Annotated in this window: 11 protein-coding genes; 9 read left to right on the top strand and 2 right to left on the bottom strand. The window is 70.8% G+C overall.

Going from position 1 to position 21,047, the window contains the following annotated elements:
• Window positions 1-31 precede the first annotated feature (31 nt).
• The 8 genes from FAF44_RS05110 to FAF44_RS05075 all read left to right on the top strand — a co-directional run bounded on the left by FAF44_RS05110 (window position 32) and on the right by FAF44_RS05075 (window position 17,785).
• Window positions 32-901, top strand: coding sequence for an SseB family protein (locus FAF44_RS05110; RefSeq protein ID WP_237101825.1), 870 nt, complete (start codon window positions 32-34; stop codon window positions 899-901).
• A complete protein-coding gene (locus FAF44_RS05105; RefSeq protein WP_237101824.1) occupies window positions 898-1,290 on the top strand; it encodes a hypothetical protein in 393 nt (130 codons plus the stop codon). The genes FAF44_RS05110 and FAF44_RS05105 overlap by 4 nt, the downstream gene beginning before the upstream one ends.
• A gap of 169 nt (window positions 1,291-1,459) precedes the next feature.
• The gene (locus tag FAF44_RS05100) at window positions 1,460-1,879 is read left to right on the top strand and encodes a hypothetical protein (protein WP_237101823.1); all 420 of its coding nucleotides are present in this window, start codon (window positions 1,460-1,462) and stop codon (window positions 1,877-1,879) included.
• Window positions 1,880-1,931: 52 nt separating this feature from the next.
• Window positions 1,932-2,339: a YbaB/EbfC family nucleoid-associated protein gene (locus FAF44_RS05095; protein ID WP_237101822.1), complete on the top strand. Its 408-nt coding sequence runs from the start codon at window positions 1,932-1,934 to the stop codon at window positions 2,337-2,339.
• Window positions 2,336-2,680, top strand: coding sequence for a hypothetical protein (locus FAF44_RS05090; RefSeq protein ID WP_237101821.1), 345 nt, complete (start codon window positions 2,336-2,338; stop codon window positions 2,678-2,680). The genes FAF44_RS05095 and FAF44_RS05090 overlap by 4 nt, the downstream gene beginning before the upstream one ends.
• Entirely contained in the window at window positions 2,677-16,929 is a 14,253-nt protein-coding gene (locus FAF44_RS05085; protein ID WP_237101820.1) for a hypothetical protein, read from the top strand. The genes FAF44_RS05090 and FAF44_RS05085 overlap by 4 nt, the downstream gene beginning before the upstream one ends.
• Complete coding sequence (locus FAF44_RS05080) at window positions 16,926-17,387, top strand: hypothetical protein (protein ID WP_237101819.1); 462 nt, start codon at window positions 16,926-16,928, stop codon at window positions 17,385-17,387. Before FAF44_RS05085 ends, FAF44_RS05080 begins: the two co-directional genes overlap by 4 nt.
• Window positions 17,384-17,785 carry a hypothetical protein gene (locus FAF44_RS05075; RefSeq protein ID WP_237101818.1) on the top strand — a complete coding sequence of 134 codons (402 nt, stop codon included), beginning with the start codon at window positions 17,384-17,386 and terminating at the stop codon, window positions 17,783-17,785. The genes FAF44_RS05080 and FAF44_RS05075 overlap by 4 nt, the downstream gene beginning before the upstream one ends.
• On the opposite strand, the gene FAF44_RS05070 is transcribed toward FAF44_RS05075, so the two are convergent.
• Together FAF44_RS05070 and FAF44_RS05065 are read right to left on the bottom strand one after the other, a co-directional pair.
• On the bottom strand, window positions 17,782-19,074 hold the full coding sequence (locus FAF44_RS05070) for a hypothetical protein (protein WP_237101817.1): 1,293 nt from the start codon (window positions 19,072-19,074) through the stop codon (window positions 17,782-17,784). The two genes, FAF44_RS05075 and FAF44_RS05070, sit on opposite strands and share 4 nt — an antisense overlap.
• Before the next feature lie 2 nt (window positions 19,075-19,076).
• Complete coding sequence (locus tag FAF44_RS05065; RefSeq protein ID WP_237101816.1) at window positions 19,077-19,493, bottom strand: hypothetical protein; 417 nt, start codon at window positions 19,491-19,493, stop codon at window positions 19,077-19,079.
• 113 nt (window positions 19,494-19,606) lie between these two features.
• Between FAF44_RS05065 and eccB the strand changes: the two genes are divergently transcribed.
• Window positions 19,607-21,037 (top strand): type VII secretion protein EccB, encoded by a 1,431-nt coding sequence (gene eccB / locus FAF44_RS05060; protein ID WP_308193283.1) that lies wholly within the window; start codon window positions 19,607-19,609, stop codon window positions 21,035-21,037.
• Window positions 21,038-21,047: the final 10 nt, after the last annotated feature.

Genomic DNA, 21,047 nt, shown 5'->3' with positions numbered 1-21,047 from the left:
GCGCCGAATCGGCACCCACTAGGGTGTCGCCATGCCGGCACCGACCCCGTTCGAGAAGCGGCTCCAGGAGGCGCACAGCCAGGACGACCTGACCACCTGCCTGACACTGCTGCGGTACGCGGACTTCGCCTGTCCTGTCGGCGACGCCGCCGTCAGGGGCGAGGAGCCGATCGCGTGGCCGACGGTGGAAGGGGCGGACCGGGTCTGGGTGGTGGTCTACACCTCGGCGGAGGCGATGCGGGAGGCCACGGGCGACGCGGTCCGGGGCTTCCGCGTCCTGTCGCTCGTCGAGCTCGCGGCGGGCTGGCCGGAGCCGCGCTGGGGGCTGGCGGTCAACCCCGGGCTGGAACCGTCCTTCCTGCTGGAGCCGGGCACGCTCGCGCGGCTGGCGGTGCCCACGCTCGAACAGGACCTGGCGGCCGAGCCCGGCAGCGGCGTCCCGATCATGCAGAAGCTGCTCCAGGGGGCGCAGGTCCAGGAGTTGCTCGACAACGCGTGGCCGCGGATCTCCGGCTACTGCCACCACGCTCTCGACGTCGCGCACATCGCGACGCCCTCCGTGCTCGCCGACGCGCTGCTCCAGGAGGGCGCGCTCACCATGGAGGGGGCGGTCAACCTGCTGCGCTGGCCGGCGATCGGTCTGGCGCTCTACCCCACCCCGTACGGCGGCACCGACGAGAAGCGCCGGGACGCGGTGGCCGGCTGGGTGGTCGAGGAGCCGCCGTTCGTCGGCATGGGCCTGGTGCCGAACGCGGCTCAGACCATCAGGGAGTACAAGGTCGACGGCGTCGGCCTGCCGCACGGCGCGGAGATCGTCGAGCTGGCGGCCGACGGGGAGGAACGCACGCACGCGCGGTACGACGCCGACCACGGCTGCTGGCTGCTGGTGGCGGGCGAGTGAACGGGCGGGCATATCGCGCGCGCTGGGCGGGGGCCGACCACGAGGCGTCGCCGGACCTCATCGACGGCGTGCTCTGGATGCGTCTGTACGGCCCGGCGCCCGGCGACGGCTTCGAGAGGGTGACGGACGGCCGGTTCGTGCGCGCCGTCCCAGCGGCGGACTGCTCCGCGATCTGGCACGTCACGACCGTTTGCGAGTGGCGCGGCGCGCCGTTCCTGGTGCACCGCGCGCGGGAGGCCGAGTTGCTCGTCGAGTACCTCGGCGCGGACGCCGTCAGAGCCGCGGCGCTGGGCCTGGAACGGGTGGAGCGCGGTGTGTACCGCCTCTGGGTGCGGCGTGCCGAGGTGACAGCGCTCCGGGAGCAGGCCGTACCGCTCGTGAACAGGTGACGGCCGGCCTGCGCCTGCTGCCAACAAGGTCTGCGCTCCGTGCTAACGACACGAGGAACCAGGCACCGGAGAATGACGCCTCGGACGAGTCCCCTCACTGCCCGGGGTGCTGCTTGAGCGCTCCCGGGGGGTCGATGACGCACGATGTTGCCCACGGGAGATGGAGATCATGAATCTCAGGAAGATGACGCTCGCCGGAGCCCTCGTGGCCGCGCTCGGGACCGCGGCGATCTGCACCACGGCCACCGCCTCTGCCTCCCTCCAGACGGCTGAGACGCCGGCCACGGTCTGCGGCCCCGGCTACCAGGTCGAGCGGCAGGCCGCGTTCACCGGGGGCGTCGCCTACCTGCTGTACAACGCCGGCAAGCAGAACGCCTGCGCGGTGACGTTCAAGACCAAGCAGGTGGGCACGCGCACCAAGATCTGGTCGGCGGTGGACGTGAAGGGAGCGGGCGTGGTGAAGAACGAGGAGATCACTCCCCTGCACACCGTGCCCGTCTACCATCACGCCCCGGCCGGCTCGTGGGTGAAGTTCTCCGGCGGTACCACCACCGCCGACTCCGGTGGCGGATACGAGCAGATCCGGTAGCGGACTTCCCGGCGGTCGTCGTGCTCCCTCGGCTTGGAGGTGAACTGAGACCTTGATCGAAGACGGGGACATCGCGGGGCTGCAGGCCTACGCGGAGGAACTGCGCGAAACCTTCATGCGCATGCAACGCGAGGCGAAGGATCTCAACGCGCGGGCCCAGGCCATCCAGATCACCGAGCAGTCGGCCGACGGCCACGTCTCGGCCACCGTGAGCGTCCGGGGCGAGCTGATCAGGCTGGACCTCGACCCGCGGGTGTTCCGCCGCCCCGACGCCAGGGGCCTGGCCGACACGATCACCGCGACCGTGCGGCAGGCCAGGACCAAGGCCCTGGAGGAACTGGTCGAGCTGTTCGGGCCGGTGGTCCCGCCCGAACAACTGCGCGCCCACCTGGACGGCGACCTGGAGGCCGTGCTCGACCAGCTCTCCGGCGGGATGCCGGACGACGGGCCGCGTCCATGACCGCCGGCGACCGGGCGGACGTGCACATCCGTGATGCGATCGACTCCAGCCTGAACCAGTGGGACGCCATGGCGGCCGACCTGGCCGCCGCCTGGCCCGGGATCGCGGCCCGGATCCGGGAGTTGAACGCCGGGTATCCGCAGGGCGACGGGGCGGACGGCGCGTCCTTCACCGCGCAGTATCTGGCCGGCGGCGGACCCGAGAGGTTCCTGCGTGACACCGGCGAACTGATCGAGGAGATCTCCGGTTCCGGGCCGCTGCTGCGCGCGACGGTCTCCAACACGCTCACCACCGAGCAGGCCAACGAGCTCGGCCTCACCCGCCCGCGCCTCCAGGCATGATGGCCGGCCGTGGCGACGTCAACGGCGCGCGCAAGCCCACCGGCACCGCCCACGTCTTCGACGGCGGCATCGCCACCAAGGACATCGACCCGGTCTGGCGGACCGAGGCGCTGCCCGGCTGGGTGGTCCACCATCTGATCCCGCTCCTCACCGCCGGCCAGAGCTGGCCCATGGGCAGCGAGAGCAAGCTCTGGGAACTACGCGTCGAGTACGTCAAACTGATGAACCTGCTCATCGGGACGCTCGACCCGACCGCCGCCACGGTGCAGAGCCTCAACGGCAGCCTCCAGTCACCCGCCAAACCGGCCATCTTCAAACGGCTCGCCAAGCTGTCCGACGACAAGGCCGGCATCGTCGCCAAAGCCCAGGAGTCCTTCTCCTACGCGAAGATGGTCGACAACTTCGCCCGCGAGACGCAGTACTCCAAGCTCTCGGTCAACGTCGCGTTCTGGATCGCGGTGACCGCCGCGTTCATCGCCCTGATCGCCGCGGGCTTCGCCCCGCTCGCCAGCGTGCTGCTACGCAGCGCGGGCACGGCGGGGTCGGCCAGAATCGCCCTGATCATGCAACGACTCGCGCTCGTGGCGTCCAGATCCGGTCCCGTCACCGCGAGCGGCCAGGTCACCAAGCTCGCCGCGACCGCCACCGGAGCAGGTGGCAAGTTCTTCAACGCGGCGCTGGCCGCCGAACTGGTCGAAGAAATCTCCGAAGAGGTCTTCATCGATGCCTTCGCCCAGTATCAGCAGATCAAAATGGGCACCCGCGACACCTGGGACTGGAAGAAGATCAAAGCCGCGGCCGTCGGCGCCGGCACCGGCGCGGTGCTCGGCACCAAGCTCGGCGGGCCGGTGTCACGCTTCACCAACGACCTGCCCGGCGTCTCCCGGCTCAACCGGATCGCCGGCGACAACCCCGGCGTCGGCAACGCGTTCCTGCGCTTCCCCGGACGCGCCCTGAACACCGGCCTGAACAACATGCTCTCCTCACCCGCCGGCAGCATCGCCGCCAACTACCTGGTGTACGACCAGTTCGCGCTGCCCGGCGCGGAAGGCGTGTACGGCGGCTTCCTCGGCGGCGCCGGACGCACCAACACCATCAGCCCCTTCAACCCGTCCGTCGCGAGCGCGATCACCAACCCGCTGTCGACCCTGAGCAGCGCGTTCGACGCCGCGATCAGCGCGCCACCCGGCACTCCCACCGCCGGTGACGCCGCGCTCGCCGGGCCCCGTCCCGCTGCTCCCGACGACGCCGCCGCGCCCGTACCGGCTCAGCAGCCGGCCGCCGACCTCACCGGCCCGGCCCGGCGTGACCGCGCCGCCGCCGTCACCCAACCGGCCGTTCCGCAACCGGTCTCGGGCAGGGTGCAGGCCGCGCCCGCACTCGACCTCACCACCCCGGACGCGCCCCCGGCCCTCCGGCCCAAGGCGCAACAGGACCTCCCGGCTCCGCGGCAAGAGGCCGAGCCGGACGCCCAAGCCCCGAGGCAGGGCACCGACCCGGGCCGAGGACCGGTGTCACAGCCCGCTGTCCAGGCCGCCTCGCCCGCCCCCGCTCAACAGGCCGCCCCCGTTCAACAGCCCGCCTCCGCGACAGCCCAGGCGCCGGTCGCCTCGGAGCCGGTCAGCGCTCCCGAGCCGACCGGCGCCCCGAATCCCGCGACCGCCCAGGAACCGGCCACCCTCCAGGAGCCCGCGCCCGCCCCGGAACCGGCCGGCGTCCCGGAAGCCGCCTCCGTCGCTGAACCGGCCGTCCCCGCTTCGGAATCCGCACCAGCCCCGGAACCCGTGGCCGCTGCCGAGCCGGTGGGCACGTCCGACGCCACCGCCGCCCCGCAGGAGGCCGACTCCGGCACCACCGCCTCCGTGACGGTCAACGCCACCGCCACCACGCAGCCGGGCGACGTCCGGCCCGCCGCCGTGACCGGCCCGGTCCCGCAGCCGGCGACCGGCACCCCCGCCGCGGTGAGCCTGGTCACCCGCCTGATCAGGGCGGCCCGCCGGACCAGGGCTGTTCCGCAGGCCACCGCGACGACGGGACACCCACAGAGCAAGCCGGGCACGGTCACGTCCCGGGCGGTGCCGGGCACCCGCTACGTTCAGGGCAACTCGACCCTGACGGATGCCGAGATCGAGGCCGCGCTGGACGCCCTCCGCGCGGACCATTTCCGCAACGGGGAGGTACTCGGCTGGGCCTGGGACGGCGACACGCTCCGGGTGGAGACCAGCCTGGGCGTCCAGCACTTCCGCCCCGTCGTCGCCGTCCTGAGCGGCGACCTCATGGGTGAAACCGAGATCAGATCGGGCAGCCGGGACGATCCGCACCTCGTCCAGTTCGCCTCCGGCACGGCCGCCGACCAGGCGCCCAGGACCTGGTTGCACGAGATCACCGACACCCTGCAGCGGCTGGCCGAGCCGGCCGGGCCGGGCAGGTTGCGCAGGCTGCTGCGCGGCGGGCGGCGACCGCACACCCATGACGCGTGCGTTCTGGCCAGGCTCAACGAGCTCGGATACCTCGTCGAGCGGTGGCACCAGACAGCGGACCCCGTCGAGCAGCGCCTGCTCGCGGTGGACATCGACGGCGTGCTGCGCGACCTGGCCGCGCGTGGCCACGCCGCGCCGCCACCTCCCTGGGCGCCCGCGGGGCAGCCGCGCCCGCCCGTCCTGCCTGCCGTACCGGCCGGTGAGCCGTCCGATGCGGAGGTTCAGTCCCTCATCGACGCCTTCCACCAGGTCGAGCAGAACCTGAGCGACCAGGTCGAGTCGAAGAAGAACAGCGCCAAGAAGGCCGACGACGAGGCGAAGAAGGCCGTGACGAAAGGCAGGAAGGCAAGGCGCCATCAGGACCAGGGCAGCCAGGAACGGTGGCGCAAGGCCAGGGAAGAGGTGCGACTCCACCGCGCCACGCGGAATCGGCACCTCAGGATGGCCAGGCTGTACCAGAAGGCCCTGGATCGAGCCAGGGCGGCGCGGGAGTCGTACGAGAAGTACCAGGCGGTACCGCCGAACAGACGCCGGTCAATCGGCCGGGCCAGACGCGCCCACGTGGGCTTCCGTGAAGCCTGGGGCAACACGCTGCCGAGCAAGGAGAGCTGGACCGACGCGGTGCCGACGGGCAGGATGGCCCACCTGAACCGGCTCACCGAGACCGTGAACGACGTCCTGGGCCAGAACGGTGTCGTCCGCACCTACACCGCCAGTGAGCTGGAGCGGTTCCTCCGCCAGAACTTCCACAAGCTCCTCACCGAGGACGGCGCGGTGCTGCGCGTCGACAACGCCGGGAATCCGGCGGAGGTGCGGATCAGGCTCCAGATCGACGACCTCGTCGAGATCTTCGACCCACAGGTCGTGGCCTCGGAGATCATGATGGGGGTGTTCTCCCTGGGAGGCCGGACGGTCACGGCCACCCAGTCGAACAGTGTCGGCCGCTCGCCGCGCTTCGACAGCAGGGCCCTGGCCGCCATGTACCGTGACGAGTCGGTATTTCGCTGGATCGGCTCCCTCCTGAACATCAAACTCGGCGCGAGCGGCGGGCGCACCGGCAGCGTGACCGGTGGGCGGGGGGTCTTCGCCCAGTTCGGCGCCGTTCGCGACAACCGCGGCGAGTCGATGCTGTACGAAGCCGCGGCCACCTGGACGGTGGCGATACGCACCAGGTCATCGCCGGAATGGCGGGACGGTGCCACCGTGAACTCCGGCGCTCCCGGCGACGCCTCCGGCCAGCGGATGTGGTTCTCGCACGCGCACGTCGAGCCGCCGCCGAAGAAGACGATCACGATCGACCCCGGCAGGCGGGACCCGAACCTGCCCAACGTGACGGTCACCGGCATGTCGGATCTCGAGCAGATCCTCAAGGACGTCGCGGAAAAGCTCGGCGGCGATTTCGCCAAGATCGGCACCGTGGCCCAGCACAATCTGCGCACGGCGATCGTCGACACGCTGCCGGGAGCGTTGCGCGAGGCGGTCAACGGCGGGCTCACCCTGACGATCCCCACCGGTGGTGGGGCCAAGGTGCGGATCACGATCGACACCGAGGTCGTCGAGGTGCCCAGCAGCCAGATGGTGGGGCGGCCGACCCCCGACGAGTGGGAGGAGGAGGTGCTCAACGACTTCGCCGGCGTGCTCGGGGGAGCGTCGAGCGGCGGCTCGCTGGGAGGCAGCGTTTCGGCCGGGCTGGACATCGCCATGATCGAGGACGTCAACCTGCCGGGTTCCTACGCTCCGACGATGGGCCCCAGCCCGGAGCTGGGCAGATCCGCCGGCCAGTCGTATACGTCGACCGCCAACTCCCAGGCCATCCACCCGAGCGTGCACCGCAAGACCGGGCACAGGCAGGCGTACAAGCTGCAACTCAAGCACACGATCACGATCGAGGGGGCCGGCAGCACGCCCTCGACGTCCCTGCCGTCCGTGACAGGCACCGCGCTGGTCAGCATGCAGGAAGCGGCGGCCTACCGCTTCGGCCTGCCCATCGACGCCGCCGCACCGGTGCAGGTCAACGGAACGCCGAAGATCGGGGCCGACGGGCTCCCCGTCCTGCGTGGCGACCCCGACCCCGAGCCGCCCACCGGGCGCAAGCCGGAACTGCCGACGTGGCAGGGCGACGGGCCGGGCCAGATGCGCGGCGCGGGCCCCGCCCTGGTCCAGGAGATCACCGGGCTGGACGACGTCGCCGGGAAGGTCCTCCAGGATCTCGGCGAGCGCGGGGTGATCCCGAAGATCGAAAACGGCGAGCTGGTGTTCTCCGGCAATGAGCTGGAGCAGGCGAGCCAGCTCGTCAACCTGAACGAAGTCGTCCGGCAGTTGTCCGCGGTGCGCACGCAGGCCGGCTACGACCAGGCGGCGCAGGACGGCCTGCTCATCGACCTGGTGCGCCACCGGGCCAACGCCGCCCCGGAGCACTACACCGTGCGCGTCAAGCTGGTGCAGAACTTCGACGACGTCACCTACATCGGGCAGAGCACCTCGCAGACGGTGGTCAACCTCGACATCGGCTCCGACACCTCGGGTCGCGGTCACAGCCGATCCAGGACGTACCCCGGCAAGGTCGGGTGGAAGATGGGCGAAGCCCCCGACCAGGGGCAGAACGGCCTCGCTCACGAGGCCAACGTCGGCGGCGGTGGCGGGCACACGCGAAACGTCGGCTCCAGCGTCGGCAGCACGCAGAACATCGTCACGCTGGAAGAGAGCACCGGTCCCGTCGCCATCTTCAGCCTCGGCCACCACCTGATCATCGAGATCCTGCAGGAAGGCGAAGTCAAGAACAGCCTCCCCGCCGTCGCCGGTGCGGCCAAGCTCGTCATCGCCACCGACCTCCTGCCCGAGACCGAACCCAGGAACGCGTCCGTGGGCAAGCTCCCGGACAGCGTCCTGGCCCGCGCCAGGCTCCTGCACCTGGACGCGGGCGGCATGCTGGAGGCCGGACGGCGGGCGCTGCCGAGGGGGATGCGGGCGGGCTCGCACGCCTTCCAGCACTTCGCGGCCCTGCTCAACGTGCGCAACCTCGTCTCCCATCCCGAGTGGGAGGAAGGCGCCTTCGGCTCCGAGACCGGCATCGACGCCCGCGCGTCGCCTGCCCGCTCGTCCCTGTCCGTGTCAGGCGAGTACGGCCAGGCGGAGGTCGTCGGCGTCGTCGACCATGTGACAGGGGACATCAAGTTCGCCTTGGGCAGCGCCGGAATCAACTGGGGCAAGTCCTGGAACGGGAACGCCGGCGCGTCCGTCAGCGGGTCGGATCTCGACGACCAGGGCACCTCCCGAGACGGCGGCAAGGTCACGCTTCCGTCCCGCTCCGGAACCACCTCGACCTCCAGATCGGTGCTCGACATCTGGGGCACCGAGGAACTCACGATCGAGACCGGCCGGCACTACATCCTCAGCGTCGGGGTGGGCTTCCAGCTCACCGGCCGGGAGAGCCTGGAGAACGGCTCGTCGCCCGACGAGAACCTGGCGAGCACCCAGGGCACCGCCCTGCTGACGCTGCCCGAGTACGACGCCCTGCGCCTGTACGCCGACGGCGAGTTCAAGCTGCCCCTGCACCTGGTCGCCGACGCGGTCGAGCGGTTCCTCAACGGCAGTCTGGACCTCGACCGGACGCTCGCGACACCGCTCGTCCAGCGCTATCTCGCGGATCTGGCCGCCCTGTCCCCCGGCGAGGTCCCGCTGTCCGGCAAGCACACCCTGCGCCGCCTGCTGGACCGGCTCAGGGAGGTCGCACAGCTCGGTCCGGAGCCGAAGAGCGAGAAGGGCAAGCTCCTGCGCCGGCGGCTCGATCGGGCGCTCAGCGCCGCCGCCGATCTCATCGATCGAGGTCGCCAGGTCGTGCTGGCTCCCCCGTACGTGAGCGCGATGGGGGCGAGCATGGTGGAGTCCTTCACCATGACCGACGAGCAGGGGGTCCCCACGAGGCTGGGCGAGCAGGTGCTGGGCATCCTGTCGGAGATCGCGCCCGAGGTGCTGGCCGCCGTCCCCACCCTGCGTGGGGAAGTGGGCGTCGACTTCGCGCGCACCCGAGCCGACATGCACGTCAACGACATGTGGAGCGAGGCCGGTTACCAGAAGAGCTACGTCGCCACGGGCAGTGCGGACAGCGGGATCGCCGAGGAGATCACCGTCACGGTGAAGGTGGTGCCCCAGGGAGCCGCCGAGAGGGAGCAGGCGACGCTGGTCGGCCACACCAACGAAGCGGGCGGCATCAAGCAGCGCTACCGCTACACCGACATCACCGAGTCGAAGACGTCCAGCGGCTCCTGGGGCTTCGGCGGGGAGTACAACGGCGGGGATGACGGCCGGGGCCGCGGGCTCGGCCTGTCGACGGACCGCACCCGCTCCGTGACGGGCGCGCGCAACTCGCAGGAGACGAGGCTCCAGCGGCTCAAGCTGTTCCTCGGAATGGCCCGGGTGCAACAGGAGTTCACCCTTGAGGTCACCGTGGAACGCAGACCCCTGCCAAGGGGGAAGACCAAGACCGCGGCCGACGCGGTGGCCGTCCGGCGCAGGCCGGTGCGGACGGAGACCCGCCGGCTGAACGCCACCCTGGTCCGTCGCATCCCGGGCGGCATGATCAGGCCGCTCGCCGAAAGGCCGGCGGAGCGCCCTGCGGTCAACGACCCCCGGCGGGTCGAACTGCACCCCGGCTTCTTCCCCGACTCGCTGTTCGAAGGCCGGCCGTCCCTGCTCCAGGTCGTCACCGAACGACTGGGGAAGCTGACCGGCAACCGGAACATGACGTTGAGCAGGGCGGAGCTGGTCACCCGGCTGTCCGTCGACGCCCTGCTCACCGGTTTCGAGCAGATGTCCCGGCCAGGCGGCGCCCGGATGGTCTCGGTGGCCTGGCTGGACGCCGACGACCAGGGCGTGGACGTCACGATCGAGGCCAACCTGTCCGATCTTGAGGTCATCGCCGGTCCGTTCGACGGCGAGATAGGAGAGGTCGACAGGACCTCGACCACCACGAGTACGACCATGGGCCGTGGCAGGCTGGCCCCCTTCAGCGGGACCGCCTCCGGCAACGACGACGTCACCGGAATGGGCTACGGCAAGTCGGTCGGCGAGCAGTCGTCCGAGGGCATGACCGACATGAACGGGGTCCGGACCGAACTCAGCGAGTTCAAGGAGGGCGAGCTCTACACCGTCCGCCTCAGGGTGGATTACGACCTCACCTTCCAGCGCCGGGCCCGTCGTCCCGGCAGGACGGACAAGGCCGTGGGTGCCCCCGTCCATCTGCGGCACGCCAGCCACGGTGAGGTCTATGTGACCCTCTTCGGAGAACAGCTCACCGAGTTGCGCGCCCGGATGGAGGCGGGCGTGCGTTTCGCCCCCACGCCCCTGGCGACCGAACCGGTCATCGCCACCGAGGCTGCCCCGGGCCTGATCCCGCAGTTGGGAGCCGCCCGGCTGCAGGCGCGCCAGGACGGGAAGCCGGTCCTGGTGATCGTCCAGGAACCGGACGGCGAGCACCGCTACCTGGTCCACCCCGACGGCACCGTCCACAGCGAGACTCCCGACGGCGGGTTCGCCCAGGCGTTCTCCACGCTCTCCCCCGGCGTGCTGGCCGCCGCCGCGCGGCTGAACCTCGATCTGCGCCACGTCTTCATGACCTCCGGGGAGCCGGGCACCTTCACGCAGCAGGTGCTGCGGGAACTCGGCGTCACCATCCCGCCGGCCGCGCCCGCCTACCCCTACGAGCCGCCGGCCGTCCCCTCGCCCGCGCTCCCCGGCACGCCGTTCGACGCCTCCGCCCGGCCTGCCGGCGATCCCGACCTGTCCCTGCCGGAAGTGCTCGCGCAGGACGTGGCGCCGACGGACTTCGACGGCGCCGTCACCGGGCTGACCTGGGCCGCGCCGGACGTGCTGGTGGTGCGGTCGCCGTCCATGCCCGACCAGCACGTCCGGGTGACGATCGGCGACCCCGGCGAGAGCCTGCCCGGCCGTACGGACCTCCACGCCGGCACCGCCCGGGACCCGCACGTCATGGTCCTGTCCCCACGCCTGGACCCGCAGGTCGTGTCGTCGGTCATGGTGCACGAGCTCTCACGCCTCGCCCTGTCCCAGGCCGGGCAGGCGGCCGGCGGGCCGCAGGGCGTGGCCGGAGCCTCATCGCCCGCGTCCGCCGAGGGCCACGGAGTTCATGACCCGCACGTCGTCCCCCGTCTCAACGAGCACGCCCACCTTTCCCGGAAGTGGCGGCAGGCCACGGAGCAGGCCGTACGCGACCGCCTCGCCGAGGCCATCACCGCGATCGCCGCGGACATCACCCGCCGCGGCGGCACCCCGCCCGCCGCCCCCTGGGACAGCGGGGTCACCCACGGCGCGCCGATCCCCGAGTCCGGATTCGTCGCCGACGGCCGGCCCGCATCGGAAGGTGAGCTGACCGTCCCGCTGGCCAGAAGGTTGTTCAACAGGGATGTGGAGCTCAGCGACTTCTCCGGCGCCACCGACACCGTCCTGGGGATCCGCTGGGAAGAAGGCAGCGACACCATCCTGGTGGACACCCGCGATTTCGGGACGCTGCACTTCCGGGTGAAGGTGAGACCCGTCGAGGGAGGGTACCTCGGCAACACGACGGTCGAGAACGTCGCCGGCACGGCAGATGATCCCCACCTGATGACCCTCGCTCCGGGGGTCGCCGACGACCAGATCGGCCGGCTGGTCCTCCATGAGATCAGTGACGTGCTGCAACACCGGATGGCAGGAGACGGTCACACCCACACGTCACCTGACGACCGTGCCCGCGACGAGTGCGTCAGCGCGCGCCGCAACGAGTTGACGTTCCTCCGGCGCAAGTTGCGGGAAGCCACCGAGGCCGGTGGCACCGACGCCCAACGCGTGCTGCTGGACGAGATCGCCGCCGTGGAACAGGATCTCGCCATCCGCACCGGAGGCTCGCGCCGGAGCACCATCGACAGCCTGATCAACTTCGACGAGACCGGCGAGTTCGCGGCGACGGGTGTCGAAGGCGATCCACTTCCGCTCGGCGCGAACCTCTCCGAGGTGACGCTGAGCGACGGCACGTCCGCGCTGCTCCTGGAGTATTCGACCCGTCAGGAGCGGGATCTGGCCCTGCTGATGGCTGAGCTGGCCGGCCGCCTGGGACTGGTCGCAACCGCCAGGGCGGCCGGTGACCTGGGCATCCTGATCGACTGGACACCCGCCGACGCCTCGTCCGAGTTCCTGGGCACTCGCGAAGCGGTGCTGACCGGATACCTGGTCGCCCTCGCCGACGTCACGCCGTTCGTCACCCGACCGGCTTTCCACCTGCACCCGAGCAGCACCCCCCTCCTGGAGCTGTTCCTGCGTGAAGACGCCTCAGGGAAGCGCGAGTGGCTGAGCAACCCGCTGTCCCCGTCGGACGTGCAGACGCTGAGGACCATGCTGGAAGACGCCCGCGCGGACTTCGCCGCACTGGGCCTGCTGTCGCAGTTCGACCAGATCATGGCCCGGCACGAGTCCCTGGCCGGCGGTCCGCTCGCCGCCAACGCGATCGGAGTGGAGGACGTCCTGGCCGCCGCGCCGGGACAGCGGCTGCGCCTCGGCCACCTCGACCGGCTCACGACCACGGACGAGCACCCGCCCGCTCCGGCGAGGACGGGAGCCGCGAGCCGGTTGATCAACGCGGCTCGCCGCCTCCGTCACAACATCCGGCAGCGGGCCGGGACGCTGCCGCCACCGACGCTGCGTATCGTGATCACGTTCGCCGACGGGTCACAGGCGGAGCGGATCCCCTTCTTCATCGGCTCGGAGGTGCTCGTCCGCGCGCTGGTGCGCAGGGCGCTCGGCCTCGACGGCCCGGCGGTCGACATGGACGAGGTGGAGGGGTATGTGTGGCGCGCCTACGGCAGCAACGAGCTCCGGGCGAGCCTGGCCACCGGCGTCTCCGAGGTGATCGGCACCTCCGGCCGCACCACTGAGGTGGTCTTCGGTGACGGCCGGCGGGCGCTGCGCCACGAGTTCCCGGCCCGCTCGGCAGCCGACGAATTCGAAGCCAGGCTGGAGGAGGCCCGCGAAGCCACGGACGGCAAGCCGGGTTTCCACCGTGCCACCCCGTTCATCGTCTACGAGGAGCTCACGGGACCTCCGGAGTCCACCGCCGAGGCGCGGGCCCGCCTGGCCGCCCGGGCGCTGTACACCCTGTTGAGCCAGGATCGGCCGATGAACCACGCGACTCTGCGGCGGCTGCTCGACGCCAACCCGCTCCTGGTCCACTTCGGCTCAGCCTTCGACTGGGAGTTCCGGGCCGGTGCGCCGGTGCTGTCGTCCCGTGACGTCGCCGACCTCACCGCCCGGTTCGAAGCGCTTCGCGGCATCTTCGACCGGCTCGGCCTCATCGGCCGGTACGAGCGGATTCTGCACACCCTGAGCACGTTCACCGGCTCCGACGACACCCGGCTGATCCCGATCGCGCTCTCCGAGCCCCCTGCGACCGTCGAGTATCGCGTGCCCGCGTGGCGGCCTCCGCCCGGTCCCGTCCTGGGCGACCTCCTGCGGAACGAGCATCTGACGCAGGTGACCGCCCGGCATCAGAGTGACGTGCTCTCCCGTGCCGATGCCGAGCTGGCGGAACGGCCGAGTGCGGAGGGATACGTGTTCGCCCGGTTACCCGACGGCCTGATCCCCCCCGGAATCCGGCCCGGCGCGGAGTTCACCGTGGACACCCTGCTCGACGGCGTCGACAGCGCCGCCCTGCTGGCCGAGGCGCCGCACGGCGTCAGGGTGACCATCCTGGCGTCCGACTACGTGCCGGTCGGTGATCTGTCCGGCAGGCCGCATCACGCCTTGTTCAGATCCGGTGCCCGATTCGCCGTGACGGCCGTGCTGACCACCGATGGCGGCGAGACGCACTACGTCCTCGTCCAGCAGCCCGCTCGGACCAGGACCGAGCCGGTGGTCACGCCAACGATCGAGCTCACCCCCGACCTGGCGCGGAACCTGGCGCCGCGGCTCCACCGGGCGGTCAGCGAGACTCGAGCGGGGGTGCGCGTCCGCAGCGGCTCGGACGACACGCGCCCCGTGACACGTCGTATGGACGGCGCCTTCGTGGTCGAGGGAAGTTACTCCGAGCAGGGGATGACGGTCGGCGGCCGGACTGTCCCGGCCGAGGTGATCGCGGCGATGCTGCTGAACTCTCCCAGCCTGCCGCCGAACGCCGCGATCCTGCTCACCGGCCCCCACGACGGAAGCACGGCCTTCGCGCAGAACCTCGCCCGGTTCACCGGCCGGACCGTGCTGGCCGCCGACGGCCCGATCGAGACCACCCCACGCGGCCACCTGCGCATCGACGGCCCCGGCCGGTCGCCGGGAGACCTGCGGATCTTCCTGCCCGCCGACACCTCGGCCGCCGCCGCGCAACAGCTCCGGGCCTGGCTCGGTCCCGCGCTGGCGGCGCTGCCGGACACCCCGTCAACGCAGGTCACCGGGAACGCACGCCCTGGGCGCAGCGTCCAGCCGCCGGCCCTCGCGAGCGTCAGGCCCGGTGGTGTGCCCGGTGACGTGCCCGCCGGCGCGGCCGGCCGGATCCCCGCACCACCGCTGAGCAGCCGGCACCGGGACCTGATCTTCGACCATCGTCAGGAGGTCACCGCAGGCATCTGGTATCGCGACGAGAGCTCCTCGGTCATGCCGACGGCCGATCCGCGCCTGCTGCGGCGTTCCACGGGCATCATCGAGGTGGCGATCGCCGGCGACGGCACCGGATTCCTCATCGGCTCCGAACGGCTCAGCGCGGCCGACCTGGCCACCATGCTCGCCCACGACCCGCGCGTGATCGGCGAGCCCGGCGCGTGGATACGCATCCTGGGCTGCGAGACGGCGCGGAACCCGGCGGTGCTGCAGGAGCTGGCGGACCACACCGGCCGCTCGATCCTCGCCGGCGACGAGATCGTCTACATCGGCGCCGACAGAGCAGCGCACACCGCGGCGGTGCAGGAGTACACCCCGGACGGCCGGCCGATCTTTCCGCGCGACGACAACGGCCAGTGGCTCCAGGCTCACCCGGCGGCGCCGGTGGCAGCGCCCGACCGGCCGGCCATGGTTCCGTCAGCACCGGTCGCTCACCAGCGTGGCCTGCCTCCGTCCCTGGTCGAAGGCGCGCTGTCCGCCCTGCTGAGTGACTGGCAGTTGTTCCCGGAACAGGGCGTGGACGGCACCGTGTCGCATCTCAGCGTGGACGGCGTCGAAGTCGTACAGAAGCGGACAGATGCCGAAAAGGTCAAGGCCGAGATCCTCGGGGCGCTGGTGGGGCGGCTCATCGGCGCCGACGTCCCCGTCGTCGTCGGGCACCCGTCGGACCCGAAGGTGGTCTTCATGGAGTACCTCCAAGGCTTCTCCCTTCCCGGCACCAGCGTGCGGAACGTCCGGGGTGCGATCTTGATCGAGCTGCTCGACCTGCTGATCGTCAACAACGACCGGCACAACGACGGCAACCTGAAGCTGACGGAGCGCGGCCTGGCCGGCTTCGACCATGGCCGCTCTCATCCCGTCCGGCCCCCGCGGTCCCTGGTGCTGGGCCCAGCTCTCTGGGGCAACTTCGTCGCGCGAAACGCCGACGGCGCCGCCGTGTGGGTCGACAACCCGCTGAGCCGGCAGGACGTGGACGTACTCACCGAGATCATGCAGTCGTTACGTCCCTTCTACGAGCACTACGGGCGCCAGGTCTCCTACGACGTGGCGCTGGACCGGCTCTACCACATCGGCATGCACGCCAAGGGCGAGGTCTCGCTGATCGCCCCGGCGGCGCCCGCGCCCACGCGGACCCAGCACCACTTCGGCTGGGACTTCGACGACCACGACGCGATCGTCCAGGACGCCACCCGGCGACTGGCGGACGGTGCGGACGTCGCGTCCATCGTGCCGTACCTGACACACGACGCGATCGGCCTGGACCTGGCGTTCGGGCTGGAACTGGAGTTCACCCACGTGGGCGGGGACCTGGCGGCCTGGCACGAGGACATCGCCACGATGGCCCGCGAGCTGCACCGGGCCGGGCTCGCCGCGAGCCCGGAGGTGTTCCCGCACCACCGCGCGCCCGCCTGGGTGAACGGCCGCTCACATATGGAGTGGGAGAGCATCGGCGATCATCTCGGCGGCGAGTTCATCACCGGCATCCTGCGCGACACCGGACAGACGTGGGCGGAGCTGCCGCTGATCACCGAGATCATCCGATCACACGGCGGCGAGATCACCCCGGACGCCGGCGGGCACATCCATGTCGGCGCCCCCCGCCTCGGCACCGACGTGAACGCGCTGCACCGGCTGCTGACGCTCTACTACGGCTACGAGGACGTCCTGTTCCGGCTGGGGCAGGATCCCCGGGATCCTTACGGGATGCACCGGCCCTACCACGCGTGCCGGCCCAACGATCTCCCCGGCGCCGCCGACGCCTCCGCGGCGACGTTGCGCTCCGCCAACGGCCGTCCCGCCGCGCTCAACCTGTCCAGCGTCGTCGGCACGGACAACGACCACGTCGAGTTCCGCCACAACGACGGGCACCTGGACCCCTCGATCATCCAGGCCCGGATCAAACTCGCCGTGGCCATGGTGAACTACGCCCTCCACGGCGGGGAGTACCTGCCGCCACGCGATCAGCTCGGCATCCACCTCGAACACGATGCGAGCCCGGAACAGGACGCGGCCTCCTTCATCGACATGGTGAACACCCTGTTCACCCGCCGGGCCGACAAGGAACAACTGACCGCCCTGTTCGCGATCACCCAGTGGCAGGCGGCCTCCGACGACGGACGATGGGAACCGAGATGAGCGTACGCGTCAGGAACACCTCCGCTGCCGAGGCTCCGCCACCCCAGCCGGTGAAAGCCGACGGCTCCCCGTACGCCTACGAGGTCGTCGACGGCTGGTGGCGGATCTACGGAGACGAGCCCGCCGAACTGATCGCCGAACTGATCCCCGAATATGCGGGCACGTTCGCGGACCGGGAACGTTTCGCGCTCGCCGCCGCCGCGCGGCTCCAGGCGGCGCTGGCGGCCGAGGGCCCGTTCGGCGGCTGCACCGACGAGGAGCGGGCGGTGCTCCTGGCCGACCGTGCGCAGCCGCCGTCCGTGGCGCACTGGAACGCGGACGTGGCACTCGTCCTCGTCACCACCCGCTGCCCTCCGCCGAGACCGACCGGCGAGATCATCTGGATCGACCCCACGGACGAGCCCTCGTTGCTGTCGAGCCTCGGCCGGGCGGGCTTCGTCCAGGTGCGGGCCGTATGAGCGGGCTCAGAGCGGCGGAGATCGTCGCGGAGATCTCGGTGGCCAGGGTCTTCGACGGCGTCAGGGACGGCGGGCCGTACTTCCGGCCCGACCACCCGCGGGTGCGCGACCCGCGGACAGCCGGTTATCTCCAGGCAGGCGCCGCGATCCTGTCGACGGCGAGCCTGGACCTCGACCGGCTCGACCCGGCGCGGGGCAGGGTGGTGCCGCTCAGCTTCCGGACCGACGGGACCTGGGTCTGGACCGACAGCGTCACCTACTACCTGGAGGAGCACGGGATCCGGCCGGACGAGGAGCTCTGCGCGCACATCGTCGCGCAGAGCTACCGGTGCCCGGCCGTGGACCAGGCCGTCGCCGAGCAGATCGTACGAAAGCTGCGCGGGTCCTCTCCCGGTTAGCCGATCCGGTCGGAGACGGCGTCGTCGGCGTCGCCGCCCCAGACGTCGTCGTCCTCGTGCAGCCAGGTGTTGTTCTCCTTCTCCTCCGACTCGTTGTGGGCCGCGCCCGCTCCGCCCATCGGGATGAACGGCATGCGGTTACCGGTCGCGGCGGCCGATCTGGCATTGAGCGGGAGGCCGCCCATGCCCGCGGTGTTGCCGGCGCCCGTCCCGGGCCCGGTGCCGGTGCCCGGCGTGGCGTAGGGCGAGGTGGCGTGCGGCGGGGAGGTGCTCGGATCCCAGTTGGCCGGACGCTGGAAGTCCTCCAGGGTGGTGCGCGGATCGGAGGTGTTCAGCCCGCCGGTGCCCGGTGTTCCGGGGTCGGCGGGCAGGTCCGGGCCGGCGTTCGGGCCGGTGCCGTCGAGGGCGGAGGCGTCCGGACCGGTTCCGTCCGGAGAGCCGGTGCCCGGGATCGTGCCGTCGGGATAGGCGGCGTCAGGGTAACGGCCGTCCGAGCCGGTGCCGCCCGCGTCGACGGCGCCGTCCGGGTAGGCGCCGGCCGGGGTGAGCACGCTGCCAGGGGGGCCGGTCCCCTCCAGGTCCGTGAGCGGAGGGCCGCCGATGTCCCCGATGCCGGGACTCTCGAAGTCGCCCGCCGACGTGGTGCCGGTGACCGGCGGAACCTCGTGGTTGTCGATATCCTCCTGCGCCGGCAGGTCAGGGTCGGGAAGCGCGGGCGGCTTGATGTCCGGCAAGACCTTCTGGACGTGTGTCGGCCACTGCTCGTAGACCTTGAGCAGGTCGTCGTTGAGCAGCCGCAGATGCTGGCCGGCCATCTCGTCCTGCGAGCCCATCCGCACGCCCTTGTCCATCGTGATGACGCGCTTGCGCATGCTGTCGTCAAAGGTGAAGGTGTTGTCGCTCCACGCCCCGGACTGGTTCTTCACGAAGTCCTGATGCTCCAAGAGCCGCTTGCCCAGCCACTCCAGCGGCCCGCCCACTTCCTTGAACCTCGTCGCGAGCTCGCGAATGGTGGCGTGCAGCGTACGCAGAGCTTGCTGCGCCTCCACCGAGGACGGCCCCTCCCAGACCTTGGCCATCTCGGTCGCCTGTGACACCAGGACGTCGTTCAGCCAGGAGAGCTTCTCCGCGGCGGCCAGGTAGGACGCGGCCGTGCGCTGAACGCACACCGGCTGGAGGAACCGGATGAGGTTCTCGATCTCCGCGACACTGCGGCCGTCGTCGTTGACGGAGAAGGAGGTGCCCCCTTCGAGCTTGATGGGGCGCGCATCCACCTGATCATTTGCCATCTCTAAGCCTCGTTCGCCGCATCCGCACGCTTGTAGGTGCCCGCACCCGCCTCGATCAGGGAGATCGCGGTCATGAGCTTGTCGTTGACCTCCCGGTAGACGTTGATCAACTCCTCGTTGCTCTGCACCAGGGCCTCGGCGAAGGTCAGGCCGCCGTTCCACTCCCCCACCCAGCCGGGGCCGCCCTTCCAGCCGTACTCACCCGCCTCCTCCACCAGATTGTTGGCGAATATCTTCACCATCTCGCGCTGCGCCTCCACGTCCGGATAGGAGCCGGAGCCGGTGATGGACATCGTGGACCTCCGCAGCGCGTCGGCAATGACGACGAGACCCTCCGGGTTATACGTGACCCCGTCTCGTTCGGTCACCAATCCGGGCCAGCTCGGCTCCAAATGCCAACTGTTGTTCGTCGGTGCCATGAAACCTCCACATCCGGTTGGTCAAGATCTTACTTGGCCACTTGCGAGCCGTACAGATATTGAGCCGTCTGCCGGTATGAATTACTTGGCCGACCCGCGTAATATTGGTCGTCGTGCAAACCCGTAAGGACCTCTATCAGGCTCACAAAATGATGGCCCGGCGTCTGAGCCTGGCGCTGCTACAGGGTGAGCCCGATTTACCGGAGTCCCCGATGCGGCGCTATAACGTGGCGACGTTCGCGGGCATCCTCATCATGGTGTTGATCATGGCCGGATTCGGGATCTGGGGCATGCTCAGCCCGGGTGGGGCCACCAAGCTCGTCGAGGCCGGCCAGTTGCTCATCGAGGAAGAGACCGGCGCCTCCTACGTCTACAACCAGGGCGACGGCAAGCTGCAGCCGGTGGCGAACTACGTCTCCGCCAGGCTGCTGCTGGACAGCCAGGAGATCAACGTCCGTACGGTGTCGGCCGAGTCGCTGGACGGCCTGGTCAGGGGGCAGGAGATCGGCATCCCGGGCGCGCCGGACTCGCTGCCGAAGCCGGAGAAGATGATCAGATCGCCGTGGACGGTCTGCGTGGTCGAACAGGCCGATGCGACCGGAGTGCTCCGGCCCTACGTGACGCTGCTGGGCGGGATCGACGTCGGCGGCACCCCCGTGGGCGGCGACGCGCTGGTCGTCAACGACGGGCAGCACGACTGGGTGCTGTGGAACAACCATCGGATGCTCAGCAAGGACGTACGCCGGCTCACCGATCAGGCACCGCGCAAGATGCCGCTGTCCTGGGTGAACGCCATTCCCGCAGGTCCCGACTTCGCCGCGCCCGAGATTGCGCAGCGCGGCCTGCGGGTGACGGGCCCCGGCGGCGAAGCCGCGCGCGTGGGGCAGATCTTCCGGACGACCTCCATCCCGGGCGTGCCGGAACGCTGGTACGTACTGCTCGCCGACGGCCTCGCCCCCGTCAGCCACACTCAGGGAACGCTGCTGCTCCAGGACCCGGGCACCAAGACCGCGTACGGCAGCCGGCGCGTGCGCCCGATCCCCGTCGACGCGGCCTCGGTCAACGCCGCCAAGGCGTCCGACCGGCGCATTCTCGGTGGCGGGCTGCCGTCCGCCATGCCGCGTTTCCGCACCCCCGGGGTGTCTTCGCCGCTGTGCGCGGTGTACGCCGACACGGCCGGCGGATCGGTCCGGGCACAGCTCACGACCGGCGCGAGCATGACCATCCCGAAGCCGTCGGGCGGCGGCGGGCCCGACCTGGTCGACCAGGTGCTGCTCCCTCCTGGCAGGGCCGCGCTGGCCGGCCATCTGCCTGGAGAAGGGCAGGTCACCGGCATCACGGAGTATTCGCTCATCACCGACCGGGGCAAGCGGTTCCGGCTGGCTTCCGCCGATGTCGTGGACCAACTGGGTTACGACGCGGCCCAGGTCGCTCCGTTGCCGGCCCATCTGCTGCGACTGATCCCGGAGGGCCCGCTCCTCGACCCGGCCGCCGCGCGGAAGCCTGTCACGGAGGTGTCCGCCGGCCGCCTCACCAGCCGGTGAGCCCGCCGGC

The sequence above is a fragment of the Nonomuraea sp. MG754425 genome, assembly GCF_021699195.1.
In the GTDB taxonomy this organism is placed as follows: domain Bacteria; phylum Actinomycetota; class Actinomycetes; order Streptosporangiales; family Streptosporangiaceae; genus Nonomuraea.
This window is presented reverse-complemented; position numbering and strand designations above follow the sequence as displayed.

What these genes read in the sequence shown, in the direction of transcription:
- FAF44_RS05110 (WP_237101825.1), top strand. Translation starts at nt 32, where the DNA reads ATGCCGGCACCGACCCCGTTCGAGAAGCGGCTCCAGGAGGCGCACAGC.
- FAF44_RS05100 (WP_237101823.1), top strand. Translation starts at nt 1,460, where the DNA reads ATGAATCTCAGGAAGATGACGCTCGCCGGAGCCCTCGTGGCCGCGCTC.
- FAF44_RS05090 (WP_237101821.1), top strand. Translation starts at nt 2,336, where the DNA reads ATGACCGCCGGCGACCGGGCGGACGTGCACATCCGTGATGCGATCGAC.
- FAF44_RS05085 (WP_237101820.1), top strand. Translation starts at nt 2,677, where the DNA reads ATGATGGCCGGCCGTGGCGACGTCAACGGCGCGCGCAAGCCCACCGGC.
- FAF44_RS05080 (WP_237101819.1), top strand. Translation starts at nt 16,926, where the DNA reads ATGAGCGTACGCGTCAGGAACACCTCCGCTGCCGAGGCTCCGCCACCC.
- FAF44_RS05075 (WP_237101818.1), top strand. Translation starts at nt 17,384, where the DNA reads ATGAGCGGGCTCAGAGCGGCGGAGATCGTCGCGGAGATCTCGGTGGCC.
- FAF44_RS05070 (WP_237101817.1), bottom strand. Translation starts at nt 19,074, where the DNA reads ATGGCAAATGATCAGGTGGATGCGCGCCCCATCAAGCTCGAAGGGGGC.
- FAF44_RS05065 (WP_237101816.1), bottom strand. Translation starts at nt 19,493, where the DNA reads ATGGCACCGACGAACAACAGTTGGCATTTGGAGCCGAGCTGGCCCGGA.